Genomic DNA, 26253 nt, shown 5'->3' on the forward strand with positions numbered 1-26253 from the left:
GTCCTGCGCCGTCAGGCTCCAGCCGCTCGTCTGGCTGTGCGTCCGCAGCGACAGGCTCTTGGGGCTCTTGGGGCCGAACGGCTTGATGAGCTTCGCCCAGAGCATGCGGGCGGCCCGCAGCTTGGCGACCTCCATGAAGTAATTCATGCCGATGCCCCAGAAGAACGACAGCCGCGGGCAGAAGGCGTCCACGTCGAGGCCCGCCTTACGGCCGGTGCGGACGTACTCCAGGCCGTCGGCCAGCGTGTAGGCCAGTTCCAGGTCGGCGGTGGCGCCGGCCTCCTGCATGTGGTAGCCGCTGATCGAGATGCTATTGAACTTCGGCATCCGCCGGCTGGTGTAGGCGAAGATGTCGGCGATGATGCGGACGCTCGGCTCGGGCGGGTAGATGTAGGTGTTGCGGACCATGAACTCCTTGAGGATGTCGTTCTGGATGGTCCCCGGCAGCTGCGACTCGTCGACGCCCTGCTCCTCGGCGGCGACGATGTAGCCGGCGAGGACGGGGAGCACGGCGCCGTTCATGGTCAGGGACACGGTGATCTGGTCGAGCGGGATGCCGTCGAAGAGGATCTTCATGTCCTCGACGGAGTCGATCGCGACGCCCGCCTTCCCGACGTCGCCGACGACCCGGGGATGGTCGCTGTCGTAGCCCCGGTGGGTCGCCAGGTCGAAGGCCACCGAGAGGCCCGTCTGGCCGGCGGCGAGGTTCTGGCGGTAGAAGGCGTTCGACTCTTCGGCGGTCGAGAACCCCGCGTACTGCCGGATCGTCCACGGCCGGTTCGCGTACATCGTGGCCCGGACGCCCCGGACGAAGGGCTCGAAGCCGGGCAGGGTGTCGACGAACTCGAGGCCCTCGAGGTCCTCGGCGGTGTAGAGCGGCGCCACCGGGATGCCCTCGGGCGTGGGCCAGGTCAGCCGCTCGGGGTCACCGCCGACCTCGGCGGCGGCCAGCTCGGCCCAGTCGGCCCGGTCGTGGTGCGGGAATCGCTCACCCATACTCCGAACGAGGGTAGAGGGTGGCCGGCGAGGCCCGGCGACCGGGCCCGCGGTGGGCTCAGCTCGCGGCCCGCAGGTCGCCGTCGGCGGCCTTCGAGAGCGACGCTCGGGCCGCCGCGACTCCCGCTCGCCCCACTTGCCGGGCGCTGGCGTCGAGGCGCCAGTCGGTGCTCCAGCGCGCGGCCCGCCGAGCGCGGCGCGGGACCGCGCGCGCCCGTCGGGCACTGCGCCGCCCCGACGTCTCGGGCGGAGGATCGACCAGCCGCAGCTGCGTGCTCACGACAGGAGTATCGCCGGGGGGTGTGACATCCATTCCCGGTGTGACCGGCGGCACCCCGGGGGCGACCCGAAAGCCGCCCCGTACACTCGGCCCCATGTCGGCGACCTACCTCGACTACGCCGCCAGCACGCCGATGCGACCGGAGGCGGTCGCGGCGATGGAGCCCTTCCTCTCCTCCTGCTTCGCGAACCCGTCCGGCATCCACGGCGCCGCCCGGGCGGCCAAGACCGCCCTCGAGGAGGCCCGCGAGACGGTGGCCGGCGCCCTCGGCGCCGAGCCGGGCGAGGTCGTCTTCACCGCCGGGGGCACCGAGGCCGACAACCTCGGGGTCGAGGGGGCGGCCCGGGCGGCAGGGTCCCGGGGCGGCGTCGTCACCACCGCGTTCGAGCACAAGGGGGTGCTCGCGGCCGGCGATCGGCTGGCCGCCGAGGGCTTCCCGGTGCACCACGTCGGCGTGCTGCGCAGCGGGATCGTCGACCTCGACGCCCTGGTCGCCACCCTCGACGAGCGCACCGCGGTCGTGTCGGTGATGCTCGTGAACAACGAGGTCGGGACGATCCAGCCGCTCCGCGAGGTGGCGAGGCTCGTGCGCCGACGGGCCCCGCACGCGGTGCTGCACACGGACGCCGTGCAGGCGGTCCCGTGGCTCGACGTCGCCGTGGCCGCGGCGGACGCCGACCTGGTGGCGATCTCGGCCCACAAGTTCGGCGGCCCGAAGGGCACCGGGGCGCTCGTCGTGCGCGACGGCGTGCCGCTCGTGCCGCTCCTCGAGGGGGGCGGGCAGGAGCGGGGGTTGCGCGCCGGGACGGTGAACGTCGCCGGCGCGGTGGCGATGGCCGCCGCGCTGCGCGTGACGGTCGAGCGGCGCGCCGACGAGACCCGACGCGTGGCCGCGCTCCGCGAGCGGCTGCTCGCCGGCCTGCTCGAGCGGGTCCCCGACACGTTCGTGAACGGCGACCCGGCGGCGAAGGTCGCCGGCAACTGCCACGTCGGCTTCCGCGGCGTCGAGGCCGAGACGCTGCTCGTGGCCCTGGACCAAGGCGGCGTGTACGCCGCCGCGGGCTCGTCGTGCTCGTCGGGCGCGACCGAGCCGTCGCACGTGCTGGCGGCCATGGGCCTGCCCCGCGAGGACGCCCTGGCGTCGATCCGGCTCAGCCTCGGCTTCGCGTCCACGGCCGACGACGTCGACCGGGCGCTGGCCGCCATCCCCCCGGCCGTCGACCGGCTCCGGGCGCACGCCGGGGCGGCCCGATGAGGGTGCTCGCGCTGATGAGCGGGGGGGTGGACTCGTCGGTGGCCGCGGCCCGGCTCGTCGAGGCCGGGCACGAGGTCGTGGGCGTGACGCTGCGCCTGTGGGGCGGCGAGACCGGCTCCGGCTGCTGCGGCGTGGGCGATGTCGAGGACGCCCGGCGGGTCGCGGCCCAGCTGGGCGTCCCCCACTACGTGTTCAACCTGACCGACGACTTCACGGCCTCGGTCGTCGACCCGTTCGTGGCCGGCTACGACGCCGCCCGCACGCCGAACCCCTGCGTCGAGTGCAACCGCGCCATCAAGTTCGGGCGGGCGCTCGACCGCGCCGTCGCCCTCGGCTTCGACGCCGTCGCCAGCGGCCACCACGCCCGGGTCGAGCGCGACCGCCACGGCTCGTACCGGCTGCGCCGGGGCGCCGACGGCGCCAAGGACCAGTCGTACGTGCTCTACATGCTCGGGCAGCGGGAGCTGGCGCGGCTCCTCCTCCCCGTCGGCGACCTCACGAAGCGGGCCGTGCGGGCCCGGGCGGCCGAGCTCGGCCTGCGCACGGCGGCGAAGCCCGAGAGCATGGACGTCTGCTTCGTGACGCGGCGCGACCGCGTCCGGTTCGTGTCCGCGCGCGCCGCGCCCCGCCCGGGGCCGATCGTCGACCGCGACGGGACCGTCGTCGGCCGTCACGACGGGGTGTCCCGGTTCACGATCGGGCAGCGGCGGGGCCTCGGCGTCGCCGCCGGCGAGCCCCGCTACGTCGTCGGCCTCGACGCCGCCGCCGCGACCGTCACCGTCGGGTCGCGGGACGACCTCCTGCGCCACGAGATCCCGGTGCGAGACCTGTCGTTCGTGCGCCACGCGCCGGGATCCGCGCCCGTCCTCGTGCAGACCCGGGCGCACGCCGAGCCGGTCCGGGGTCGTCTGGTCGGCCGCCTGGTGCGCCTCGACGCGCCGACGCCGCGGGTGGCGCCGGGCCAGGTCGTTGCCCTCTACGACGGCGACGAGCTCGTGGGCGGCGGCCTGGCCGCGTGACCGGGCCGGTCTCGCGCCGGCGGTTCCTCGCCGTCGGGGCCGGCGGCGTCGTCGCCGTCGCCTGGCCGCGACGCCCGTCGCGACCCACCCTCGACGTCCGGGCCTACGGCGCCACCGGCGACGGCACCCACCTCGACACCGCGGCCGTGCAGCGGGCCCTCGACGCCGCCGGTCGTCGGGCCGCCACGCTGCGGGTCGGCCCGGGCACCTTCCGATGCGGCACGCTGCGGCTGCGCAGCGGGGTCCAGCTCGTCCTCGAGGCCGGCGCCACGCTGCTCGCCAGCTCGCGGCCCGAGGACTTCCTCCCCGTCGAGCGGCTGCCGTACCCGACCTACTCCGACGCCGAGACCAGCGGCTTCCACGAGGCCCTGCTCCTGGGCGACGGGATCCACGACGTCGTGATCACCGGGCCGGGCACGATCGACGGGGGCCGCACCGAGCGGAACGGGCCGAAGCCGATCGCGCTGCACCGGTGCCGGCGGGCCACGGTCAGCGGCGTCACGATCCGCAACGCCCCCAACTACTGCGTCAGCCTCGGCGGCTGCGACGACGTCGTCGTCGACAGCGTCACGATCCGCGATGCCTTCGCCGACGGCATCGACCCCGACTGCTGCCGGCGCGTCCGGATCGTCGGCTGCGACATCGAATCCGACGACGACGCCATCGTCCTGAAGACCAGCCTCATCCTCGGGGCCCCGCACCCCACCGAGGACGTGGTGGTCGAGCGCTGCCGGATGATGAGCCCCTCCAACGGCTTCAAGATCGGGACCGAGACGAGCGGCGCCGTCCGGCGCGTCACCGTGCGCGACTGCCAGGTCAGCGGCCGGGCCCGCCCGACCGCGATCCCGGCCGTCGTCGCCGGCGAGGCCGGCGGCGTCGCGATCGAGAGCGTCGACGGCGCCGCGGTGGAGGACGTCGTCGTCGAGCGCGTGACCGTGACCGACGCCGCCGTGCCGCTCTTCGTCCGTCTCGGGGCCCGGGGCCGCGGCCAGCGGACACCGACGCCCGGCGCCATCCGCGGCGTCGCGGTGCGCGACCTCAGCGCCACCGGCGCCACGAGCGCGTGCACGGTGTCCGGGGTGCCCGGCCATCCGGTGGAGTCCCTCGTGCTCGAGCGGGCCCAGCTCCACACGGCCGACGCCGGCGGTCGACGGTCGACCCCGGTCGCCGAGCTGCCCGCCGCCTACCCGCAGGCCGGGATGTTCGGACCGCTGCCCGCGTCCGGGCTCTGGATCCGCCACGCGCGACGGGTGCAGCTCCGCGACGTGACGGTGGCCGCGACCGGCGACCCGCGGCCGCCGCTGGTCACCGACGACGTCACGGGGCTCGACGTCGCGCCACCCCTCTGACCGGGTCGGCCACCTCGACGCGCACCCGCCGACCCGCCGCGGCCTCGAGCAGCTCCCGGCGGTACGAGACGGCGACGAGGAGCGCCGGCGCGAAGACGGTCTCGGCGCCGCGGCGCGGCCGCGGCGCGCGGAGCAGCTCGGCGGGCTCGTCGAAGGCGAGGAGCAACGAGCCGAGTGTCGCCCCGAGCCGGAGGTCGAGGACGTCGCCGACCGGCTCGTCGGCGGCGACGCCCCGCATCCGCTGCACGTGCTCGCGAGGGAAGAGGACGTTGTCGGCGAGCGCCATGCGGTCCACGATCACGACCCCGGCCGGCACGAGCACCACCCAGCGACGCGAGAGCCGGTGCAGCGCCCGCGCCGCCACCACCGCCGCCGGGACGCCGATCACGAGCGCGACGGCACCCTCGGCGGCTCGGCCGGCGCTGAGGAGCAGGGGGCCCGCGCCGAGCCCGACCACCACGACCGCGCGCGCCGCCGGCAGCAGCCCCAGGAAGAGCGCCGGCGGGACCCGCAGCGGGTATCGCCGCTCGTCGCCGTAGGCGACGCCGTTGGCGGCTGCGAGCGCGAACGCCGGGTCGGCGGCGAGCGCGGCGGCGGCGACGCTGGCGGCGACCGCGACGACCGCGGCCACCGTCGACGGGCGGCCGCTGGCGGCGCTCGCGATCGCCGCCGCGGCCCCCGCGGGCGCGACGACGCGCAGGGCGGTGAGCCCGGCCGGACGCGGCGCGAGCACGGCCACCAGGCCCACGGCCCACCCGAGCCAGCACAACGCCGCGCCGCACAGCCGGGCCGAGTCGCTCCAGCCGCGGAGGCCGCTGGCGAGCGCCGGCCCCGCCGTGAGCGGCAGCGTGACCCAAGCCGCGCGCACGAGCCAGGGTCGCATCGGCGCCCAGTCTGACGGCCCGCGCCCTCGCGGTCACGGTCGGCGTGCCCGCCGAGTGCGGCGTCGCGGCCGGCGGGGCGCGTGGGGCCCACCGGTACCCTGCACCCGATGGCCCAGGAATCGCGCGTCCCGCCCGAGGCCGAGGCGCGGGCCGCCGAGCTGCGCGACGGGCTGAACGAGCACAACGAGCGGTACTTCGTCCTCGACGACCCGATCATCGCCGACGCCGAGTACGACGCGCTCATGCGGGAGCTGCTGGACCTCGAGGCCGAGTTCCCGGCCCTGGCCACGCCCGATTCGCCGACCCAGCACCCCGGCGGGGCGCCGAGCGCGACGTTCGCGCCGGTCACCCACGTGCAGCCCATGCTGTCGCTCGACAACGCCTTCACCGCGGCGGAGGTGCAGGCCTGGTACGCGCGCATCTCGCGGCTCGTCCCCGGGCCGATCGCGTTCGTCGGCGAGCCGAAGCTCGACGGGCTAGCGATGTCGCTGCTCTACGAGGACGGCCGGTTCGTGCGCGGCGCCACCCGCGGCGACGGGGTGACCGGGGACGACGTCACCGCCAACGTCGCCACCATCGCATCCGTCCCGAAGCGGCTCCACGGGTCGGACCTGCCGTCCCAGCTCGAGGTGCGGGGCGAGGTGTTCATGCCCCTCGCGGCCTTCGAGGCGCTGAACCGCCGGCAGGGCGAGGCCGGCGGACGGCTGTTCGCCAACCCGCGCAACGCCGCCGCCGGCAGCCTGCGCCAGAAGGACGCCCGGATCACCGCGTCGCGTGCGCTCGACTTCTTCGGCTATCAGCTCGGCGTGCAGGCCGGCGGTCCCGCGCTGCGCTCGCACCACGAGACGCTGGCCTGGCTCCGCGACCTCGGGATCCCCGTGAACCCCCACGTCGAGGCCCTCGACTCCCTCGACGCGGTCATCCGGTTCTGCGAGCAGATGCTCGACCAGCGCCACGCGCTCGGCTACGAGATCGACGGCGCCGTCGTGAAGGTCGACGACCTGGCCCAGCGCGCCGAGATGGGCTCCACGAGCAAGGCGCCCCGCTGGGCGATCGCCTTCAAGTTCCCGCCCGAGGAGAAGACCACCCGGCTCGTCGGCATCTTCGTCAGCATCGGGCGGACGGGACGCGCCACGCCCTTCGCCCAGCTGGAGCCGGTGTTCGTCGGCGGCTCGACCGTCGGCCTGGCGACGCTCCACAACCAGGACGAGGTGGCGCGCAAGGACGTCCGCCCGGGTGACCTCGTCATCGTCCGCAAGGCCGGCGACGTGATCCCCGAGGTCGTCGGGCCGGTGGTGGCGGCGCGTCGCAAGGGGCTCCGCAAGTGGAAGTTCCCGACCGACTGCCCCGCGTGCGGGTCCCCGCTCGTGCGGCTCGACGGCGAGGCCGACTACCACTGCGTCAACGTCGAGTGCCCCGAGCAGCGGGTGCAGCGCATCGTCCACTTCGCGGGCCGCGCCGCCATGGACATCGAGGGGCTCGGCGAGGAGCGGGTGCGCCAGTTCGTCGACGCCGGGCTGCTGCGGGACGCCGCCGACATCTACGCGCTCACCGCCGACCGGCTGGTGCCGCTCGAGCGGATGGCGGCGAAGTCGGCCGAGAACCTGGTCGCCGGCATCGACGCGTCGAAGACCCGGGGCCTGACCCGGGTGCTCGTCGGCCTCGGCATCCGTCACCTCGGCCCCACCGCGGCCCAGGCCGTCGCCCGCGCCCTCGGCAGCCTCGACCGGGTCGAGGACGCGTCCGTCGAGGAGCTGACCGCGGTCGAGGGCGTCGGCCCCGTGATCGCAGAGAGCGTGGCCCGGTTCTTCGCCATCGCCCGCAACCGGGAGGTCGTCGAGAAGCTGCGCCGCGCCGGCCTGGACCTGACCGCCCCGCCGGCCGCCGTCCTGGCCCGCCCCGACGCCCCGTCGCTCGCCGGGCTGACCTTCGTGCTGACCGGTGGGCTCGAGAGCCTCACCCGGGAGGGGGCCGAGGCCGAGCTGGCGGCCCGAGGGGCCAAGGTGACCTCGAGCGTCTCCAAGAAGACGAGCTACGTCGTGGTGGGGGAGAATCCCGGCACCAAGCTCACGAGGGCCGAGAGCCTCGGGGTGCCGATCCTCGACGAAGCGGGGTTCGTGCAGCTCCTCGAGCACGGCCCGCCGGAAGGAGCGTGATGGTCGACCGGTCGAAGGTCGGGCTCCAGGACGAGCCCGCGACGATGCCCATCGAGCGGGGCAAGATCCGAGAGTTCGCTCGGGCCTGTAAGACGACGAACCCGGCCTACGTCGACGACCCGACGCCGGTGTCGCCGCCGACGTTCCTCACCACCGTGAACTTCTGGAGCGGCGGCGGCACGTCCCCGCTGCAGCGCCTCGACATCGACCTGCGCCGCCTGCTACACGGCGGCCAGGAGTACGTGTTCCACGGGCCGCCCCCACGAGCCGGGACCGAGCTCACCTTCCAGACCCGCGTCGACCAGATCTACGAGAAGGAAGGACGCCGGGGAGGCACGATGACGTTCATCGAGACGGTCACCGAGTTCCGCGACCCGGAGGGCACCCTCGTCGCCGAGGCCCGCTCGACCGCGATCGAGACCGGACAAGCACCGACGGCGGGAGGCTGACGATGGTGGCGTGGGACGAGCTGACCGAGGGCACGAAGGCACCGAGACGCGAGTACGGGCCGCTCACCCGCACCGACTTCGTCCGCTACCAGGGCGCGTCGGGCGACTTCAACCCGATCCACCACGACGAGGAGTTCGCCAAGTCGGCGGGCTTCCCGACCGTGTTCTCGGTCGGGATGCTCCAGGCCGGGATCCTCGGCTGCTACTGCACCGAGTGGCTCGGCGCCGAGAACGTGCGGCGGTTCTCGGTCCAGTTCCGGGAGCAGGTGTGGCCGGGCGACCACCTCGTGTGCGAGGCGACGGTCCGTCGACGCTCCGAGGAGGACGGCGAACGCCGCGTGGAGCTCCAGCTGCTCGTCACCCGCCAGGAGAGCGGCGGCGCCGCGATCAAGGGCGAGGCCACGTTCGCGGTCCCGTGACGCGCCGCCCGAGCCCGCGGTCCCGCCCGCGCTGACCGTGCGAGCGCAGGTCCTCCACGCGCCGGGCCCGATCTCGAGCCGGCCCCTGGCCCTCGAGGAACGGGACGTGCCGGAGCCGCCGGCGGACGCGGTGCGCGTGCGGGTGCACGCCTGCGCCTGCTGTCGCACCGACCTGCACGTCGTCGAGGGCGACCTCGAGCTTCCGCACCTCCCGGTGGTGCCCGGCCACCAGGTCGTCGGCACCGTCGAGGCGCTCGGGTCCGGCTCCACCCGCCTTGAGGTCGGCGAGCGGGTCGGCGTGGCCTGGCTTCACTGGGCCGACGGGGACTGCGCCTTCTGCCGGCGCGGCGAGGAGAACCTGTGCGTGCGGGCCCAGTTCACCGGGTGGACCGTCGACGGCGGCTACGCCGACGCCGTGACGGTCCCCGAGGCCTTCGCGGTGCGGCTGCCCGCGTCCATCGCCGACGTCGCCGCCGCCCCGCTCCTCTGCGCCGGCGTCATCGGCTACCGCGCCCTCCGCCGGGCCGAGGTCCAGCCGGGGGAGCGCGTCGCGCTGCTCGGCTTCGGCGCCTCGGCCCACCTCGCCTTGCAGGTGCTCACCCACTGGGGCTGCGAGGTCGTCGTGCTGACCCGCGGCGAACGGCACCGGCAGCTGGCCGAGGAGCTCGGCGCGGCGTGGGTCGGCGACGCCGCCACCCTGCCGTCCGAGCCGTGCGACCGCGCGGTCGTCTTCGCGCCCGCGGGCGAGCTCGTTCCGGTGGCCCTGCGCCTGATCCGCGCCGGCGGCACGGTCAGCCTGGCGGGCATCCACATGTCACCGATCCCGTCGTTCGACTACGACCTGCTGTGGGGCGAGCGCAGCCTGCGGTCGGTCGCGAACATGACGCGGAAGGACGCGGAGGAGTTCCTCGCCATCGCCGCCGCCGCGCCGGTCCGAGCCGAGGTCGAGACGTTTCCGCTCGAGGCGGCCGACGACGCGCTGCTCGCGGTGGCGCGCGACGAGGTGCGCGGCGCCGCGGTCCTGACCGTGGCCGGCTCGTAGCTCAGGCGCCAACCCGGAACGTCCACGCGTACGTGGACGGGTGGATCGGGCGGGGCTTGGTTTGGAGCCAGTACTCGATGACGACGGTGTGCTCGCCGGGCTGCAGCTCCGAGAGGTCCTTGCCGGGGCCGGGCCGGAAGCTGACCTCGCCGAGTCCGGGCTGACGGGCGAGCTGACCCTCGGGGATCTCCTGGCCGTCGAGGACGAGGGCGCCGGTCAGGTCGGCGTTCAGCTGCACCGCGATCGTGTCCTGCGGGCGGATCAGCTCGCCCGGCCGGGGCTGGAGGGCGACGATCGTCGACGGGAGCCCGGTGGTCTGCTCGCGCGACGTGTCCGCCTTCGTGAGGAGCAAGACGCCGAGGTTCAGGACGACGAGCAGCGCGACGACGACGATCGCGACGCGCCACGGATGGCGGAAGAGCGGCCCGCGTCGGCGCGCCGATCCCACGGGCAGCGCCGTGGGTGTCGTGGTGCTCACCGTCACCGAGGGTACCGGGGGGCGCTGACGCTCAGGGCATCGCGTCGCGCGCGTGCCGCGACATCACGGTGAGCGACCCGTAGCCTGGCCCGGTGCCCTCCAGCGCTGTCGCCGACCTGGTCGGCCGCGTCCTCGCCTCGCGCTACCGCCTCCTCGCGCCGATCGGAGCCGGCGCCAGCGGGCGCGTCTACGTCGCCGACGACGTGCGACTCCGACGTCGGGTGGCGGTCAAGGCCCTCCAGGCCGGGCTCGGCGACGACGCCGGCTTCATCCGCCGGTTCCAGGCCGAGGCGCAGCTCGCCGCGAGCCTGCACCACCCGAACGTGCTGGCCGTCTACGACTGGGGCCAGGATGAGGGCCTGGCGTTCATGGTCGTCGAGCTGCTCCGCGGCGGCTCCCTGCGCGCCCTCCTCGACACGCGGGCCCGACTGTCGCCGGCCCAGGCGACGCGGGTCGGGCGGCAGGTCGCCGAGGGGCTGCGCTACGCGCACGGCCGCGGGCTCGTGCATCGGGACATCAAGCCGGCCAACCTGCTCTTCGATGAGCACGGCGTCGTGCGCGTCGCCGACTTCGGGCTCGCTCGCGCCCTCGCGGAGGCCTCCTGGACCGAGCCGTTCGGCGCGCTGGTCGGGACCGCCCGCTACGCCGCCCCGGAGCAGGCCAGCGCCGTCCCGGTGGACGCCCGTGCCGACCTGTACGCCCTCGCCGTCGTGCTCGTCGAGTCCTGCACCGGCGAGGTGCCGGTGGTCGGCGACACCACGGTCGGCACCCTCGCGGCGCGACACACGCGCGGCATCGTGGCGCCGCCCGAGCTCGGTGCCCTCGGCGCGGTCATCGAGCGCGCCGGCCGACCCGATCGCGCCGAGCGGTATCCCGACGCCGCCACCATGGTGGCGGCGCTATCGGACGTGGCGGCGAGGCTCCCTGCGCCCGAGCCGCTCCCGCTCGCCGGGCTCGGCGACGAGGCCGAGGACGCCGACCCCACCCGACTCGGCGTCACCCGCGCCGACGGCGCCACCCGATCCGGCGAGACGACCGCCAAGGAGGACGCCGCCCCGCTCGCCATCGCGGTGCGCCCCGCGCCCTTCCGGGCCCGGCGCGCGGTGCCGTACGTCGTCGGCGCCGCCATCGTGGCCGCGCTCGTCGCCGCGCTGCTCCTGCTCGTGACGGGCGGCCCCGGCCCGTCGGTCGCCGCGCCCACCCTCGTCGGCGAGTCGGCCGCGCAGGCGCGCGCCAGCGCGGCGAACGCCGGCTTCCTCGTCCAGGTCGTGCAGCAACGACGCGCCGACGACCCGACCGGCCTCGTCATCGCCCAGGACCCGGCGCCGGGCGCCTTCGTCGCCAAGGGCGGGACGCTCGACGTCGTCGTGTCGCGCGGCCCGCCCCCGGTGCCGGTGCCGAACGTCGCGTCGCGGCCGGCGAACGAGGCCCAGTACCTCCTGGCCCAGGCCGGGTTCGTCGTCGCGCTCGACCACCGCTACGACGAGACCGTCCCGAGGGGCAGCGTGATCGGCACCAGCCCGGCTGGTGGCGCGCGCGCCGCCCCCGAGTCGACGGTGCGGATCGTCGTGAGCGATGGCCCGGCGCCCATCCCCATCCCCAACGTCGCCAACGAGAGCGCGGCCGCCGCGGCCCAGGCCCTGAGCGCCAGTGGCTTCAGCCCGGTGGCCCAGAACGCCTACAGCGACACCGTGCCGGTCGGGCAGGTGATCGACACCAACCCGCCCGCGGGCTCGTCGGCGCTCCGCGGCACGACGGTGACGCTCCACGTCAGCCAGGGCCCCCAACCGGTCGTGGTGCCCGACCTCCGGGGTCAGGCGGTCGAGGCCGCCAGCGCCCAGCTCACGGCCCTCGGGCTCGTCCCCGACGTCCAGAACTACGGGCCCGGCAAGCCGGTGCAGGCCATGTCGCCGGCGCCTGGGACCACGGTGAAGAAGGGGTCGAGCGTCACCCTCGTGCTCTGAGACCCGGGTGAGCCGCGGCGCCGCAGGGTCGTCGCGGGCGGGCGCGCGTTGCGTACCATCCCGCGAGTCCCGAACGAGGGAGGCCCATGGGCACGCTGGACGGACGGGTCGCGATCATCACCGGCGCCGGTCGCGGGATTGGGCGCGAGCACGCGCTCTTCTTCGCCGCCGAAGGCGCCCGGGTGGTGGTGAACGACCTCGGTGGCGACATCCACGGCGAGGGGGCGGACCGGGCGCCGGCCCAGCAGGTGGTCGACGAGATCAAGGGGCTGGGCGGGGAGGCCGTCGCCAACACCGAGAGCGCCTCGGACTTCGAGGGCGCCAAGCGCCTTATCGACCAGGCCGTCGAGACGTTCGGTGACCTGCACGTGCTCGTGAATAACGCCGGCATCCTCCGGGACCGCGTGCTCGTGAATATGACCGAGCCGGAGTGGGACTCGGTCATCAACGTCCACCTCAAGGGGCACTTCTGCCCGACCCGGCACGCGGCCGCGTACTGGCGCGAGCGGACGAAAGCCGGTCACGAGGTGCGGGCCTCGATCGTGCACACGTCGTCGACCTCGGGCGTGCTCGGCAACGCGGGCCAGACGAACTACGGCGCCGCCAAGGCCGGCATCGCCGCCTTCTCGACCATCTGCGCGATGGAGCTCGGCCGCTACGGCGTGCGCTCGAACGCGGTCACGCCCATGGCGCGCACCCGCCTCACCGAGCAGACCCCCGGGCTCGAGGACGTCGTGCGCGCGCCCGCGGACGCCGGCGTGTTCGACGTCTGGGACCCGGCGAACATCTCGCCGATGATCGCCTACCTCGGCACCGCCGACTGCCCGTTCACGGGCGAGACCTTCTTGGTCCAGGGCGACACCGTCGCCCGCTACCAGCCCTACATCATCGCCGAGACCATCTCGAACCGCGGGCGGCGCTGGACGGTGCCACGGCTGATCGAGGAGGGCCCGAAGCTCGCCGCGGGCGATGACCGGCGGGGCGGGCCGAGCGAGCTCGGTCGCGTCTCCCGCTGAGCCGCCGCCGACCGGCGGCGCCTATTCGGTGACGCCCTGGATCGCGGTCTGGAGGGGCGTGGCGCCCCCCGGGGTGCCGCCGGCGGCCTGGGCGGCCAGGAGCTTGGCCATGTCGCCCTGCACCTTCACCCGGCCCGACATGAACGCCTGCATCCCGGTGGCGGGGTCGCCCGAGACGAACACCTCCTTGGCGGTCCCGTAGTCGGTGGTGAGGTGCAGGTCGGCGTCGTCGACGTGGCCGATCCCCCAGTGCCCCTGCCCGCGCTGCGCGCCCATGTGGAGGCGCCGCTCGGAGCCGAACGGCGTGTCCGTGACCGTGACGTTCATGGTCACGTCGGCCTGGCCGGGCGCCTCGGCACCGTGCTCCTCGGCGAGCTCGTCGACGGCGGCGAACCACTCGTCCGAGAGGAATCGGTACTTCGGCACGTGCTCCTCCGCGCTCCAGGGTGGCGTGATCGTAGCGCCGCGCGCACGACCGGATCGCGGCGACGACCCGTAGACTCGGCGCGCATGGCGCGACCGATCACACGAGCCGACGTCGAGCACGTGGCGCGGCTCGCGCGCCTGGCGCTGGACGACGACGAGCTCGACGGCTTCACTCGCGAGCTCGGCGAGATCCTCGAGCACGTCCAGGAGCTCGAGGCCCTCTCGCTCGACGACGTCGAGCCGACCGCCCACCCCCTGCCGCTCGCCAACGTGGTCCGGCGCGACGAGGTGCGCCCGACCCTCCCGCGCGACGAGGTGCTGGCCCAGGCCCCCGAGGTCGAGGACGGCCGCTTCCGCGTGCCGCGCATCCTCGACGCGCCGTGACCGCGGCCGGAATCGCCCGAGCGGTGCGGGCCGGCGATCGCCGCGCCCGCGACGTGCTCGAGGAGCACCTCGACCGGGTGGCCGAGCGCGAAGGCGGCGTCCACGCGTTCACCCTCGTGCTGGCGGACCAGGCGCGCGCCGCCGCCGACGCCGTCGACGCCGCGGTGGCCGGCGGCACCGACCCGGGCCCGCTCGCCGGCGTCCCCGTCGCGGTGAAGGACAACCTCTGCAGCCGCGGGATCCCGACGACGTGCGGCTCGCGGATCCTCGAGGGCTGGCGCCCGCCGTACACGGCCACGACGGTCGAGCGGGTCGTGGCGGCCGGCGCCGTGGTGGTCGGCAAGGCCAACTGCGACGAGTTCGCCATGGGCTCCTCGACCGAGAACTCGGCCTACGGCCCGACCCGGAACCCGCGCGACGAGGAGCGCGTGCCCGGCGGGTCGAGCGGCGGCTCGGCGGCCGCGGTGGCGGCCGGCTTCTCGGCGCTCGGGCTCGGCTCCGACACCGGCGGCTCGATCCGCCAGCCGGCGTCGCTCTGCGGCGTCGTCGGCGTGAAGCCCACCTACGGCACCGTGTCGCGCTACGGGCTCGTCGCCTTCGCCAGCTCCCTCGACCAGGTCGGGCCCTTCGCGGCCACGGTCGCCGACGCCGCCCTGCTGCTCGACGTGATCGCCGGGCACGACCCGCTCGACTCGACGAGCCTCGACGAGCCGCTGGCGGCCACGACGGATGCCCTCGACGCCGGGGTCGACGGGCTCCGGGTGGGGATCGTCGAGGAGCTCACCGACGCCGACGGCGTCCAGCCCGAGGTGCGGGCGGCGGTCGACGCCGCCGGCGCCGCGCTCGAGGCCTCGGGCGCCACCGTCGAGCGGGTGTCGACGCCGAGCGCCCGCTACGCGCTCTCGGCCTACTACCTGATCGCGCCGGCCGAGGCCTCGTCGAACCTCGCCCGCTACGACGGGGTGCGCTACGGCCTGCGCGTCGACGCCGACGACGTCGCCACGATGAACGCGCGCACCCGCGCCGCCGGCTTCGGGCCCGAGGTGAAGCGACGGATCATGCTCGGCACGTACGCGCTCTCCGCCGGCTACTACGACGCCTACTACGGGAAGGCCCAGCGGGTCCGCACGCTAATCATCCGGGACTTCGCCCGCGTCTACGAGCGCTGCGACGCGCTGCTCGCGCCGACCTCGCCCACGGTGGCGTTCCCGCTCGGGGCCAAGACCGCCGACCCGCTGACCATGTACCTGTCCGACGTCTGCACGGTCCCGAGCAGCCTGGCCGGGCACGCCGCCATCAGCGTCCCGTTCGGCGTCGGCGAGGCCGGCCTGCCGGTGGGCGTGCAGGTGCTCGCGCCCGCGCTCGGCGACCCGCTGCTGTTCCGGGTCGGCGCGGTGCTGGAGGCGGCGGCGCCATGAGCGGCGCAGGGGGCTGACATGCCGGCCGAGGACTACGAGCCCGTGATCGGCCTCGAGGTGCACACCGAGCTGAGCACGGCGACGAAGCTGTTCTGCGGCTGCCCGAACGAGTTCGGCGCCGAGCCGAACACGAACGTGTGCCCCACGTGCCTCGGGCTGCCCGGCTCGCTCCCGGTCGTGAACGCGGCGGCGGTCGAGTACGCGCTGCGGCTGTCGGCCGCCCTCGGGTTCACGGTCCCAGCGCAATCGCTCTTCGCGCGCAAGAACTACTTCTACCCGGACATGCCGAAGAACTTCCAGATCACCCAGTACGAGGAGCCCATCCTCGTCGACGGGTCGCTCGAGGTCGAGGGGGCCCGGATCGGGATCGAGCGCGCGCACCTCGAGGAGGACACGGGCAAGACCGTCCACGTCGGCGGAGGCGGGCGCATCCACGAGGCCGATCACTCGCTCGTGGACTACAACCGCGCCGGCGTCCCCCTCATGGAGATCGTGAGCCGTCCCGACCTGCGCTCGGCCGAGCAGGCGCGCGCCTACGTCAACGAGCTGCGGGCGGTGCTGCGCGCGCTGCGGATCTCCGACGTGAAGATGGAGGAGGGGTCGCTCCGGGTCGACGCCAACGTCTCGGTGCGCCCCACGGGCTCCGACGGGCTCGGCACCAAGGTCGAGGTGAAGAACATGAACTCGCTGCGGTCCCTCGGTCGCGCCATCGATTTCGAGATCGCCCGCCAGGTCGACCGCCTCGACGCCGGCGAGCCCGTCGTGCAGGAGACCCGGCACTGGGACGAGGCCGACGACCGGACCCACGGCATGCGCACGAAGGAGGGGAGCAGCGACTACCGCTACTTCCCGGAGCCCGACCTGGTGCCGCTGGCGCCCGACGCGGCGCAGCGGGCCCGCGCCGGCGCCTCCGTCCCCGAGCTCCCGGCACCGCGACGGGCCCGGCTCGTCGCCGACTGGGGGATCAGCGACGCCGACGCCCGGGTCCTCGTCGACGTCGACGGGCTCGCCGACTACGCCGAGGGCGCGGTGGCCGAGCTCGTCGGGGGCACGCCCCGCGACGTGGCGCACTGGTGCACGGTCGACGTGCTGGCGTTCCTGCGGGAGAGCGGCCTGCCGCCGTCGATCCTGCCCCTGCCGCCCGACGGCCTCGCCGAGCTGGTGGGGCTCGTCGCCGACGGGACGCTGTCGCGCCGCCAGGCCAAGGACGTCCTCGACGAGTGCCTCCGCGAGCCGAAGCGCCCGCGCCAGGTGGTCGCCGAGCGGGGCCTGGCCCAGGTGAGCGACGAGGCCGAGCTCGCGGGCGCCGTCGACGGCGTCGTGGCTGCGCACCCCGACGAGGTGACCGCCTACCGGGGCGGCGACGAGAAGGAGCGGGCGAAGAAGCTGGGCTTCCTGATGGGGGAGGCGATGCGGGCCACCGGCGGCCAGGGCAACCCCCGGCTCGTGCGCGCGCTCCTGGAGGACCGGCTCGGCTGACCCGCCCGGCCGTCAGTCCATCGGCACCTGGCGGACGATCCGACCCTCGGTCCGCTCGAAGATCTCGTCGAGGTCGCGCCCGGTGATCGTCAGCCCGTGGTTGCGCTGGCCGACGACCGCCCGCGACGGGTCGGGCGCGCGGCGGACGATGTCGGCGACGGCGCCGGCGAGCTCGATCGTGCCGCAGGGGTAGCTGATCTCGGTGGCCGGGGTCCCGTCGATCCAGGCGTGCACGTGCACGATGGCCCCGACGGCCGGGTGCTCGCGGTAGATCATCCAGTGCTCGATGGCGTCCACCGACACCCGGTTCGGCGTCACGTGCGGCGGCACCGCGAGGACCATCGCGTCGGCGTCGGGGTCGTAGCCGCGCACGAGGAGCACCTCGCGGCCGACCTCGCGCAGGTGGCCCTTGTCGACGCCGCTGGCGCTCATCCAGAACTCCGGGCCGAGGCCGCGGTCGGCTCGGGGCTGGCGGCGGGCGCTGAGGTTCCCGTAGCTGAGCCCGCCGATCCCGTAGAGGAGCTTCACGTGGCGCAGGTCCCGCTCCGAGAGGAGCTCCTCGATCGGGAACGGCGCCGGGAGCAGGTCGAGCTCGGCCAGCCGCTGGCCGGCCCGGGCGATCTGGGCCGTCTGTTCGTCGCCGGCCCACAGCTCGACGGGGAGGTCGGGGCGGAAGTCGTTGCCGATCACCAGTCGCGACGAGGCCATCGGCTCGAGGCGCGCGAACACGGCCTCGAAGAAGGCGTCGTCGTTCCCGTCGTGCTCGATGGTGGCCGTGCCCTGCTCGAGGGTGACGAAGTGCGCGGCCGGCCGGCCCTCGTCGCTGACGAGGACGGCGAGGTTGGCGAGGCCGCGGACCAGCAGCGGGTAGCCGGTGCGGAGCAGGTCGTCGGGCCGCTCGGGGAGCGCCGCGAGCGCGACCACGAACGTCGGGGCGCGCTTGCGCCGATACGGGCGCGGGTGGGCGAGGTCGAGGGCGTGCAGCACGACCTGGGTGTCGGGCCCCGGCGCGTCCCGCGGCTCGTAGCCGGAGGCGGCGAGCGCGCGGGTGAGGCCGTCGAGCATCCAGGCCAGCGTCGGGGTGGTCGGCCGACCGTGACGCGCGAACGTGCGGTCGGTCACCCCCCGCCGGTCGGCCAGCGCGACGGCGCCGGTCCTGCTCTGCTGCATGCTCGCTCCGCTGTCGGGGGGGACCACGACCGGGTCTGCCGACCCGGTCTCGTCGTCTACCCGTTGGACCGGGTCGTCATGCCGGCGGTTACGGCGGGTCAGCCCGCCGGCGGGTCGGCGATGGCGACGGCGCGGATCGGCGGGAGCTCGTCGGCGAGGACCCGCCAGGTGGCGCCTCCGTCCTCGCTGGCGAAGACGGTGCCGGCGGTCCCGGCGACCACCTGGTCGCCGCGGGCGTCGAGGGCGCCGGTGTCCACGATCGCCGGCAGCCACTCGGGCAGCCCGTCGGTGCAGCGCTCGAAGGGGCCCCCCTCGAGCGCCCGCCGGTACAGGGCGGGGCGCGGGCCGAAGGGGCCGTCCGACGCGCTCACCACGACCGCGCCGGTCGGGAAGGCGAGGGCGCGCAGGTAGGTGGCGTGGAGCCCGGTCGTGGCCGGCGGGGCCCACCTCGCGCCCTCGTCGCGGCTCTCGAGGAGGCCGGCCGCCGCGGCCGCCATCACGACCGCGGGCTCGACCGGGTGGGCGCGGACCTCGTGCACGTCGGCCTCGATGTCGACCGTCGGCGCCCAGCTGGCGCCGTCGTCGGCGGAGCGGGGGATCCCCCCGACGTGGACCGACGCCAAGAGGGTCCCGCCCGTGGCAGTGGCGCTCAGCGATCGGACGTAGGGGGTGCGGCTCCCGACCGCGTGCCACTGGTCCCGGCCGGCGAGCCGGTCGAACCCGCCGAGCGGCTCGGCCCGGCCGTCGACGACGCGCGCCAGTCGGGCGTCGGCGGTGCCGACGAGGTCGCCGCGTCCGGTGGCCAGGACGGCGGTGATCGGCGCCTCGAGCGCCACCGGGCCGACCGCCCACGAGCCGCCCTCGGCGCGGCAGGCCAGCGCCTGGCCGTCGACGACGGCGCAGCCGCCGAACGTGGCGTCGACCCGGAGCGCGGTGATCCGACCGGCGAGCTCGGTGGTCGGCGCGGCGTCGTCGCGCACCGCGAGCAGGCCTGCCTCGGTCGCGACCAGCACCGTCACGGGAACGAGCATATGGGCGCTCCGGACCGCCCCAGTACGCTGGCGGCGTGGACGAGTCCATGAAGCCGCGCAGCCACGAGGTGACCGACGGCATGGAGCGCGCGCCGGCGCGCGCCATGCTGCGGGCCATCGGCATGACCGACGCCGACTGGGACAAGGCGCAGGTCGGGGTGGCGTCGAGCTGGAACGAGGTCACCCCCTGCAACCTCCCGCTCGAGCGGCTCGCCAAGCGAGCGAAGGCCGGGGTCCGGGACGCCGGGGGCTTCCCGATCGAGTTCATGACCATCGCCGTCAGCGACGGCATCTCGATGGGCCACGAGGGGATGCGGGCCTCCCTCGTCAGCCGCGAGATCATCGCCGACTCGATCGAGTGCGTGATGCACGCCGAGCGGCTCGACGGGCTCGTCACGCTCGCCGGCTGCGACAAGAGCCTGCCGGGCATGCTCATGGCCGCGGCCCGGCTGAACCTGCCCTCGGTGTTCCTGTACGGCGGGTCGATCCTGCCCGGGCACTGGAAGGACCAGAGCCTCGACATCGTCAGCGTCTTCGAGGCCGTCGGCGCCTGCGCCGCCGGCACGCTCACCGAGAACGAGCTCGGCGAGATCGAGCGGCGCGCGTGCCCGACCGAGGGCTCCTGCGCCGGCATGTTCACGGCCAACACCATGGCCTCGGCCGCGGAGGCGCTCGGCATGTCGCTGCCCGGCAGCGCGGCGCCGCCGGCGGTCGACCGCCGTCGCGACGACTTCGCCTTCGAGAGCGGGCAGGCCGTGCTGGGCCTGCTCCGGTCCGGGATCCGTCCCCGCCAGATCCTGACGAAGGAGGCGTTCGAGAACGCCATCGCGGTGGGCATGGCGCTCGGCGGCTCGACGAACCTCGTCCTCCATCTCCTGGCCATCGCCGCCGAGGCCCAGGTGGAGCTCGAGCTCGACGACTTCAACCGGGTCGGCGCCCGCGTCCCGCACGTCGCCGACATGAAGCCGCACGGCCGCCACCACATGGTCGACCTCGACCGGATCGGCGGCGTGCCGGTCGTGATGCGCATGCTCCTCGACGCCGGCCTGCTCCACGGCGACTGCCTCACCGTCACCGGCCGCACCGTGGCCGAGAACCTCGCCGCGCTGGACCCCCCGGGCCCGGACGGCGACGTCGTCCACCCCCTGGGCTCGCCGATCCACGCCGAGGGCGGCATCGCCGTGCTGCGGGGCTCGCTGGCGCCGAACGGCGCGGTCGTGAAGGTGGCGGGCATCGACCGGCCGCGGTTCGAGGGGCGCGCCCGGGTCTTCGACGGCGAGGAGCTGGCGATGGAGGCGATCCTCGCCGGTGGGATCGAGCCCGGGGACGTCGTCGTCATCCGCTACGAGGGCCCGAAGGGCGGGCCCGGCATGCGCGAGATGCTCGCCGTCACCGGCGCCATGAAGGGCGCGGGCCGCGGCGCCGACGCCGCGCTCGTCACCGACGGGCGGTTCTCGGGCGGCACCCACGGGTTCTGCGTCGGCCACGTCGCCCCCGAGGCGGTCGACGGAGGCCCGATCGCGCTCGTCGAGGACGGGGACCGCATCGTCATCGACGCCGCCACGCACACCCTCGACGTCCTCGTCGACGAAACGACGCTGCGGGCCCGGCGCGCGAGCTGGAAGCCCATCGACGCCCGCTACACGACCGGCGTGCTCGCGAAGTACGCCCGGCTGGCCCAGGGAGCCGAGCGGGGAGCGACGACGAGCGCCTGACCGCGCGGCCACGTCCTCCACCTAGCGTCGCGTCGTGCCCGAGATCCTCGAGGTCGAGGCGACGCGTCGCACCATCGAAGCGCGCGCCCTCGGCCGGACCATCGCCGGCGTGGACGCGCCCGACGCCTGGTACCTGAAGCGCGGCCTCACCCCCGACGTCGTCGCCGCGGTCCTCCCCGGGCGACGCTTCGTCGGGGCCCGACGTCGCGGCAAGCTGCTGCTCCTCGACACGAGCGCGCGGACGGACGACGCCGCGCCCGCCGACGACCGCACCCCCGACGGGCCGACCCTCGCCGTGCATCTCGGCATGACCGGCCGCGTCCTGGTCGACGGCCAGCCCGCCGGTGACGAGCTGCGCTTCGCCAGCAACCGCGACCGGCCCGGCTGGCACCGGTTCACGGTGCGGTTCACCGACGGCGGGTCCGTGACGGTGCGCGACCCGCGTCGGCTCGGCGCGGTCGAGCTCGATCCCGACGAGGACCGCCTCGGTGTCGACGCCCTCGCGCTCACGCTCGCGGGCCTGGGCGCGACGCTTCGCGGTCGCCGCGCCCCCCTGAAGGCCGTGCTCCTGGACCAGGCCGGCGTCGCCGGTCTCGGCAACCTGCTCGTCGACGAGATCCTCTGGCGGGCCGGCCTCGCCCCGGGCCGGCCCGCGGGCTCGCTGACGGCGGCGGAGCGGGCCCGGCTGGCTCGGGCGGTGCGCACGAGCCTGCGCGTCCTGGGCCGTCGGGGCGGATCGCACACCGGCGACCTCATGCCCGAGCGCCAACCCGGCGGGCACTGCCCCCGCGACGGCGCCGCGCTGCGTCGTGACACCGTCGGGGGCCGTACCACCTACTGGTGTCCGCGCCACCAGCGTTGATCGGCGGCACCCGGCTGTCGGCCGCGGGAGGCGACGTGCACCTCCTTCGGGCTGCCAACGGAAGGCCGAGGGCGAGCGACGCGCCGAGGACCGGCCCACTCCCACTCCGCGTCCCGTGCGCACACGTGGCGCGTGCAGTCCTGGCTCAGGTTGGCCCCGTTCGTCGTCGATGAAAGGGCAGTGCCCGCTCGCAGTGACCCTGTGGCGGCGCCACTCGCAGCGTCCGCCGACCGGCAGCGCGGCGCGGCTGCACGCCTGACGCCAGAAGGCCCACCGGACGCGACGGACCGTGTGCAGGGCGGTCGGGATCGGTCGTGGCGGCGGGCCCGCCGCGCCGGGCTCGTCCTGGCGTTGGTGGTCGCCGCCGCCGCGTGCGTCCCGCTCGCCCCGCCGCCCGCGGCGCCCGTGTACACGCCGCCGCCGCCCGTCTACGGGCACGACTTCCCCGACCCGACGATCGTCAACGCCGGCGCGGGCGGCTACCTGGCGTTCTCGACCAACTCCATCTACCCGTACGCCGACGCGCCGCTGGTCCCGACCGCGCAGTCGAGCTGCCCCGCCGGCTTCGTCTGCGCCTCGACGACCGACCTGGGGACGTGGACCCGCGGGAACCCGACCGACGCGCTCGCCCGGCCGCCGGCCTGGCAGATGGACCCGTACCACCCGCTGCGGCTCCAGAACTGGGCTCCCGCCGTCCACGAGTTCGGCGGCACGTGGGTCCTGTACTTCACGGCCCCCGACCCGAGCGGCGACGAGTGCATCGGGGCCGCCACGTCATCGGCCCCGCAGGGCCCGTACGCGCCCGTCGACGCCGGCCCGATCCAGTGCGACTTCGGCGCCGGCGGGTCGATCGACCCGAGCGTGGTCGTCGATGACAACGGGACGCCGTGGCTGCTCTGGAAGACCGACGGCAACTGCTGCCAGCTCCCCGTGTACATCCGATCCCGACAGCTCGCGCCCGACGGCCTGTCGTTCGCGCCGGGCTCGAGCGCGCAGATCCTCATCGGCATGGACCAGGCCTGGGAGGACGGCAGCGCCGGCGGGCAGCAGCCCTGGAAGAAGGGGGTCGAGGGGCCGGCCATGGTGCGGGCGTCCGACGCGTACTGGCTCTTCTACGCCGGGAACTGGTGGGACAGCGGCGCGTACGGCATCGGCTACGCCCGGTGCACGTCCCCCGCCGGCCCGTGCGCGAAACCCCACCGCGGCCCGCTGATCGGCAGCGGCGCCCAGGGCGCCGGGCCGGGTGGGGCCGACACGTTCGTCGATCAGAGCGGCCAGACCTGGATCGTGTACCACGCCTGGGACCCGTCGGCGGTCGGGAGCGCCGCCAACGGGACGCGCACCATGCGCCTCAGCCGCCTCGACCTGTCCCAGGGCACCCCCGTGCTCGGAGCCGGGCCGTGAGCGGCCACGCCCGATGGGTCGCGGGCGGCATGGCCGCGCTGGCCGCCACCGCCGTCGCGCTGGCGCTGGCGCTGACGACCGGCGCCCGTCCGGCCTCGGTGGTGACGCCGGCCCAACCGGCCGCCGCGGCCGGCTGCCAGGCGCCGGGCGCCGGCCCCGCGGCGCCCCCGAGTCAGCCGGTCGCGCCGCCGGCGGCGGTGACCGTTCCCGGCGCGGTGTCCATCGACACGCGGGGGCTCGTGCCCGGCGCCGTGACCGAGACCGCCGACGGCCAGCCGTGGGCCATCGTCCGCGACCCCCGCTCGGCCGCGACGTCCGGGCTCGTCGCCCGCGTCGACACCGCCCGCCGGGTCCTCGGCGCGGTCACGCCCGTGGTCGACCACTGCACCGCGACCGCGATCACCGCCCAAGGCTCCTCGGTGTGGGTCGCCACCTGCGATCCGTCCGCCACCGGCACCGCGGCCGACGCCGAGCTGGTGCGCGTCGACGGGCAGGGCCAGATCGGCGCGCGGGTCGCGATGCCGACCGCGTGCGTGACCCAGCTCGCCGCCGGCGCCCACACCGTGTGGGCGACGAGCGCCCCGAGCACCACCGGGTCCCCGAGGCTGTTCCGGCTCGACACCGCCACCGGCCGCGTGGACGAACCGACCCCGCTGCACGGCGAGCAGCTCAGCGGCATCGCCGTCGTCGGCGACGATCCGTGGACCGCCCGGACGGCGGCGACGGGCGCACGCCTCGTGCGCGCCGACCACGCCACCGGCGCCGACCTCGCCTCGCTGCCCACCGGCGCGCTCCGCGTCGGCGGGATCGTCGGGACCACGCTGTGGGTCGAGGACACCAGCGCCGGCACCCTCGTGGCCCGCGACGCCACCACCGGGAGCGCGGCCGCCTCCGTCCCCGTCGCCGACCTGCGGGCGTTCGCGGTCGGGTCGAGCGGCGTCTGGTACGAGCAGGCGAGCCCGGCGTCGCTGACCATCACCCTCGGGCGGGTCGGGCCCACGAACACGGCCGCCGCCGTGACCGCGTTCACCGGCCCGGGCCCGGACCGCACCGGGCTGCCGTTCCTCGGGACGCTGTCGGCCACGACCGGCGGCGCGTGGCTGGCGACCCAGGACCACCTGTTCCTCGTCCACTCCTGAACCGGCCCTCCCGACACGCGAAGCCCTTTGCCGCACCGCCGGCTCATCTGGCATACTCGTCGGGCCATGGAGCGCCTCGAGCTGATCGTCGTAGTTACCTAGCGCACGCCCGCCCCGACGCGCGCGTGCGCTCCTCCGCCCCTCGCCCCGAGCGAGGGGCGTTTCATGTCCACCCACGCCCAAGGAACCCCGATGCAACTGACCGGCGCCCAAGCCCTCATCAAGAGCCTCGAGATGGAGGGCACCGAGGTCATGTTCGGCCTCCCGGGCGGGGCCATCCTGCCCGTCTACGACCCGCTCATCGACAGCTCGATACGCCACATCCTCGTGCGTCACGAGCAGGGCGCGGGCCACATGGCCGAGGGCTACGCCGACGCCACCGGGCGTCCCGGCGTGGCGATGGTCACCAGCGGGCCGGGAGCGACGAACATCGTCACGCCGCTCTGTGACGCCTACATGGACAGCGTCCCGATCGTGGTCATCACCGGGCAGGTGCCCTACACCGTGATCGGCACCGACGCCTTCCAGGAGTGCGACACCCTCGGCATCACGATGCCGGTCACCAAGCACAACTGGCTCGTGACCGACGCGCGCGAGATCCCGCAGGTCGTGCGGGAGGCGTTCCACGTCGCGACGACCGGCCGGCCCGGGCCGGTGCTCATCGACCTGCCGAAGGACATCTCGAACCAGATGATGGAGTGGTACTGGCCCGAGCGCGTCGACCTCCCCGGCTACAAGCCCACGACCCGGGGCCACCCGAAGCAGATCAAGGACGCGGCCCGGCTCATGGCCGCGGCCCACCGCCCGGTCATCTACGCCGGTGGCGGCATCCTCAAGGCCCGCGCCGCCGAGGCCCTCCGCGAGCTCGCCGAGCTCACCGGGTACCCGGTGGTGACGACCCTGATGGCCCGAGGGGCGTTCCCCGACGACCACGAGCTGTGCCTCGGCATGCCGGGCATGCACGGCAACTACACCGCGGTCACGGCGATGCAGCGGGCCGACCTGCTCGTGGCCCTCGGCTCCCGGTTCGACGACCGGGTGACGGGCCGGGTGGGCACCTTCGCGCCCGAGGCGAAGACCATCCACGTCGACATCGACCCCGCCGAGCTCGGGAAGGTGCGCCGGCCCGACGTCCCCATCGTCGGCGACTGCCGACTCGTGATCGAGGAGCTGGTGCACGCGGTCCGGTCGAGCCGGTCGAAGCACGAGTGGCCGTCGCTCGAGGCCTGGCACGCGCAGCTGCGGGCGTGGCAGCGCGAGTACCCGCTCGTGTTCGAGCAGCACGAGTCCGGGCCCCTGAAGCCGCAGTACGTCATCGACATGCTGCGCGACCACACCCCGGACGACACGATCGTCGCCTCCGGGGTGGGGCAGCACCAGATGTGGACGAGCCAGCGGTGGCGGTTCAACTACCCCTACACCTGGATCAACTCGGGTGGGCTCGGCACGATGGGCTTCGCGGTTCCCGCCGCGATCGGCGCCAAGGTGGGTCGACCGGAGCGCCTGGTGTGGGCGGTGGACGGCGACGGCTGCTTCCAGATGACGGCGCAGGAGCTGGTGACGGCGAGCGCCGAGCGGATCCCGGTGAAGATCGCGATCTTGAACAACGCCTACCTGGGCATGGTGCGCCAGTGGCAGGAGCTCTTCTACGAGGAGCGCTACAGCGAGGTCTACCTCTCGCCCGACCTCCCCGACTACGTGAAGTGGGCCGAGGCGATGGGCTGCGTGGGCTTCCGGGTCGACCATCCCGACGAGGTGGTGCCGGCGATCGAGAAGGCGAACGAGGTGGACGACCGACCGGTCGTCGTGGACTTCCGCGTCGACTACCGGGAGAAGGTGTACCCGATGGTGCCCGCCGGCGGCTCGAACGACGACATCATCCTCGACCCGGCCCACGACCGGCCGGGCGGACGGTAGG

The 26253-nt window shown here is 74.9% G+C and carries 24 protein-coding genes; 17 read left to right on the forward strand and 7 right to left on the reverse strand.

What is annotated here, in order from left to right; genetic code table 11:
- Both VG869_02950 and VG869_02955 read right to left on the reverse strand, forming a co-directional pair.
- Positions 1-996 (reverse strand): methylmalonyl-CoA mutase family protein (locus tag VG869_02950; protein ID HEV3450139.1); only part of this gene is annotated, 996 nt, incomplete at its 3' end.
- Between the two features lie 58 nt (positions 997-1054).
- On the reverse strand, positions 1055-1276 hold the full coding sequence (locus VG869_02955; protein HEV3450140.1) for a hypothetical protein: 222 nt from the start codon (positions 1274-1276) through the stop codon (positions 1055-1057).
- A 94-nt stretch (positions 1277-1370) separates the two neighbouring features.
- Here VG869_02955 and VG869_02960 point away from each other — a divergent pair, with 94 nt between their 5' ends.
- From VG869_02960 to VG869_02970, 3 genes are read left to right on the forward strand one after another with little or no spacing between them, the layout of a single operon-like run.
- Entirely contained in the window at positions 1371-2531 is a 1161-nt protein-coding gene (locus VG869_02960) for a cysteine desulfurase family protein (GenBank protein HEV3450141.1), read from the forward strand.
- Positions 2528-3550 (forward strand): tRNA 2-thiouridine(34) synthase MnmA, encoded by a 1023-nt coding sequence (mnmA, locus tag VG869_02965; protein ID HEV3450142.1) that lies wholly within the window; start codon positions 2528-2530, stop codon positions 3548-3550. The genes VG869_02960 and mnmA overlap by 4 nt, the downstream gene beginning before the upstream one ends.
- The gene (locus tag VG869_02970; GenBank protein ID HEV3450143.1) at positions 3547-4899 is read left to right on the forward strand and encodes a glycosyl hydrolase family 28 protein; all 1353 of its coding nucleotides are present in this window, start codon (positions 3547-3549) and stop codon (positions 4897-4899) included. The genes mnmA and VG869_02970 overlap by 4 nt, the downstream gene beginning before the upstream one ends.
- Here VG869_02970 and VG869_02975 read toward each other — a convergent pair.
- Complete coding sequence (locus tag VG869_02975; GenBank protein ID HEV3450144.1) at positions 4868-5782, reverse strand: hypothetical protein; 915 nt, start codon at positions 5780-5782, stop codon at positions 4868-4870. The genes VG869_02970 and VG869_02975 overlap by 32 nt on opposite strands.
- Positions 5783-5890: 108 nt before the next feature.
- Here VG869_02975 and ligA point away from each other — a divergent pair, with 108 nt between their 5' ends.
- The 4 genes from ligA (at position 5891) to VG869_02995 (ending at position 9849) form a co-directional block, all read left to right on the forward strand.
- Positions 5891-7939 carry an NAD-dependent DNA ligase LigA gene (ligA, locus tag VG869_02980; protein HEV3450145.1) on the forward strand — a complete coding sequence of 683 codons (2049 nt, stop codon included), beginning with the start codon at positions 5891-5893 and terminating at the stop codon, positions 7937-7939.
- Positions 7939-8388, forward strand: coding sequence for a MaoC family dehydratase N-terminal domain-containing protein (locus VG869_02985; protein HEV3450146.1), 450 nt, complete (start codon positions 7939-7941; stop codon positions 8386-8388). Before ligA ends, VG869_02985 begins: the two co-directional genes overlap by 1 nt.
- A gap of 2 nt (positions 8389-8390) precedes the next feature.
- Positions 8391-8807, forward strand: a complete 417-nt coding sequence (locus VG869_02990; protein HEV3450147.1) for a MaoC/PaaZ C-terminal domain-containing protein — start codon at positions 8391-8393, stop codon at positions 8805-8807.
- Between the two features lie 106 nt (positions 8808-8913).
- On the forward strand, positions 8914-9849 hold the full coding sequence (locus tag VG869_02995; GenBank protein ID HEV3450148.1) for a zinc-dependent alcohol dehydrogenase family protein: 936 nt from the start codon (positions 8914-8916) through the stop codon (positions 9847-9849).
- Position 9850: 1 nt separating this feature from the next.
- Here VG869_02995 and VG869_03000 read toward each other — a convergent pair whose 3' ends face one another.
- Entirely contained in the window at positions 9851-10327 is a 477-nt protein-coding gene (locus VG869_03000; protein ID HEV3450149.1) for a hypothetical protein, read from the reverse strand.
- A 92-nt stretch (positions 10328-10419) separates the two neighbouring features.
- On the opposite strand from VG869_03000, the gene VG869_03005 reads away from it, so the two are divergent.
- Both VG869_03005 and VG869_03010 read left to right on the forward strand, forming a co-directional pair.
- Entirely contained in the window at positions 10420-12291 is a 1872-nt protein-coding gene (locus VG869_03005; GenBank protein ID HEV3450150.1) for a PASTA domain-containing protein, read from the forward strand.
- A gap of 86 nt (positions 12292-12377) precedes the next feature.
- Positions 12378-13307 (forward strand): SDR family oxidoreductase, encoded by a 930-nt coding sequence (locus VG869_03010; GenBank protein ID HEV3450151.1) that lies wholly within the window; start codon positions 12378-12380, stop codon positions 13305-13307.
- Positions 13308-13328: 21 nt separating this feature from the next.
- Here VG869_03010 and VG869_03015 read toward each other — a convergent pair whose 3' ends face one another.
- Positions 13329-13733 carry an SCP2 sterol-binding domain-containing protein gene (locus VG869_03015; protein HEV3450152.1) on the reverse strand — a complete coding sequence of 135 codons (405 nt, stop codon included), beginning with the start codon at positions 13731-13733 and terminating at the stop codon, positions 13329-13331.
- A gap of 84 nt (positions 13734-13817) precedes the next feature.
- On the opposite strand from VG869_03015, the gene gatC reads away from it, so the two are divergent.
- From gatC to gatB, 3 genes are read left to right on the forward strand one after another with little or no spacing between them, the layout of a single operon-like run.
- Positions 13818-14117, forward strand: coding sequence for an Asp-tRNA(Asn)/Glu-tRNA(Gln) amidotransferase subunit GatC (gene gatC, locus VG869_03020; GenBank protein ID HEV3450153.1), 300 nt, complete (start codon positions 13818-13820; stop codon positions 14115-14117).
- Positions 14114-15535: an Asp-tRNA(Asn)/Glu-tRNA(Gln) amidotransferase subunit GatA gene (gatA, locus tag VG869_03025; protein HEV3450154.1), complete on the forward strand. Its 1422-nt coding sequence runs from the start codon at positions 14114-14116 to the stop codon at positions 15533-15535. Before gatC ends, gatA begins: the two co-directional genes overlap by 4 nt.
- A gap of 18 nt (positions 15536-15553) precedes the next feature.
- Positions 15554-17014: an Asp-tRNA(Asn)/Glu-tRNA(Gln) amidotransferase subunit GatB gene (gene gatB, locus VG869_03030; protein ID HEV3450155.1), complete on the forward strand. Its 1461-nt coding sequence runs from the start codon at positions 15554-15556 to the stop codon at positions 17012-17014.
- 12 nt (positions 17015-17026) lie between these two features.
- Here the strand turns inward: gatB and VG869_03035 are convergent, their stop codons facing one another.
- Together VG869_03035 and VG869_03040 are read right to left on the reverse strand one after the other, a co-directional pair.
- Positions 17027-18184, reverse strand: a complete 1158-nt coding sequence (locus tag VG869_03035; protein ID HEV3450156.1) for a class II aldolase/adducin family protein — start codon at positions 18182-18184, stop codon at positions 17027-17029.
- 98 nt (positions 18185-18282) lie between these two features.
- Positions 18283-19203, reverse strand: coding sequence for a hypothetical protein (locus VG869_03040; protein HEV3450157.1), 921 nt, complete (start codon positions 19201-19203; stop codon positions 18283-18285).
- 59 nt (positions 19204-19262) lie between these two features.
- Here VG869_03040 and ilvD point away from each other — a divergent pair, with 59 nt between their 5' ends.
- The 5 genes from ilvD to VG869_03065 all read left to right on the forward strand — a co-directional run bounded on the left by ilvD (position 19263) and on the right by VG869_03065 (position 26252).
- Positions 19263-20930, forward strand: a complete 1668-nt coding sequence (gene ilvD, locus VG869_03045) for a dihydroxy-acid dehydratase (protein HEV3450158.1) — start codon at positions 19263-19265, stop codon at positions 20928-20930.
- A gap of 34 nt (positions 20931-20964) precedes the next feature.
- Complete coding sequence (locus tag VG869_03050; GenBank protein HEV3450159.1) at positions 20965-21792, forward strand: DNA-formamidopyrimidine glycosylase family protein; 828 nt, start codon at positions 20965-20967, stop codon at positions 21790-21792.
- 291 nt (positions 21793-22083) lie between these two features.
- Complete coding sequence (locus VG869_03055) at positions 22084-23196, forward strand: glycoside hydrolase family 43 protein (GenBank protein HEV3450160.1); 1113 nt, start codon at positions 22084-22086, stop codon at positions 23194-23196.
- Entirely contained in the window at positions 23193-24335 is a 1143-nt protein-coding gene (locus VG869_03060) for a hypothetical protein (protein ID HEV3450161.1), read from the forward strand. Before VG869_03055 ends, VG869_03060 begins: the two co-directional genes overlap by 4 nt.
- 165 nt (positions 24336-24500) lie before the next feature.
- Positions 24501-26252 (forward strand): acetolactate synthase large subunit, encoded by a 1752-nt coding sequence (locus tag VG869_03065; protein ID HEV3450162.1) that lies wholly within the window; start codon positions 24501-24503, stop codon positions 26250-26252.
- Position 26253 lies beyond the last annotated feature (1 nt).

Source organism: Acidimicrobiia bacterium (assembly GCA_035948415.1).
Classification (GTDB): Bacteria; Actinomycetota; Acidimicrobiia; order IMCC26256; family PALSA-555; genus PALSA-555.

Coding starts and splice junctions, on each gene's coding strand:
- VG869_02960 (HEV3450141.1), top strand. CDS start 1,371: ATGTCGGCGACCTACCTCGACTACGCCGCCAGCACGCCGATGCGACCG.
- mnmA (HEV3450142.1), top strand. CDS start 2,528: ATGAGGGTGCTCGCGCTGATGAGCGGGGGGGTGGACTCGTCGGTGGCC.
- VG869_02975 (HEV3450144.1), bottom strand. CDS start 5,782: ATGCGACCCTGGCTCGTGCGCGCGGCTTGGGTCACGCTGCCGCTCACG.
- ligA (HEV3450145.1), top strand. CDS start 5,891: ATGGCCCAGGAATCGCGCGTCCCGCCCGAGGCCGAGGCGCGGGCCGCC.
- VG869_02985 (HEV3450146.1), top strand. CDS start 7,939: ATGGTCGACCGGTCGAAGGTCGGGCTCCAGGACGAGCCCGCGACGATG.
- VG869_02990 (HEV3450147.1), top strand. CDS start 8,391: ATGGTGGCGTGGGACGAGCTGACCGAGGGCACGAAGGCACCGAGACGC.
- VG869_03010 (HEV3450151.1), top strand. CDS start 12,378: ATGGGCACGCTGGACGGACGGGTCGCGATCATCACCGGCGCCGGTCGC.
- gatC (HEV3450153.1), top strand. CDS start 13,818: ATGGCGCGACCGATCACACGAGCCGACGTCGAGCACGTGGCGCGGCTC.
- gatB (HEV3450155.1), top strand. CDS start 15,554: ATGCCGGCCGAGGACTACGAGCCCGTGATCGGCCTCGAGGTGCACACC.
- VG869_03035 (HEV3450156.1), bottom strand. CDS start 18,184: ATGCAGCAGAGCAGGACCGGCGCCGTCGCGCTGGCCGACCGGCGGGGG.
- ilvD (HEV3450158.1), top strand. CDS start 19,263: ATGAAGCCGCGCAGCCACGAGGTGACCGACGGCATGGAGCGCGCGCCG.
- VG869_03065 (HEV3450162.1), top strand. CDS start 24,501: ATGTCCACCCACGCCCAAGGAACCCCGATGCAACTGACCGGCGCCCAA.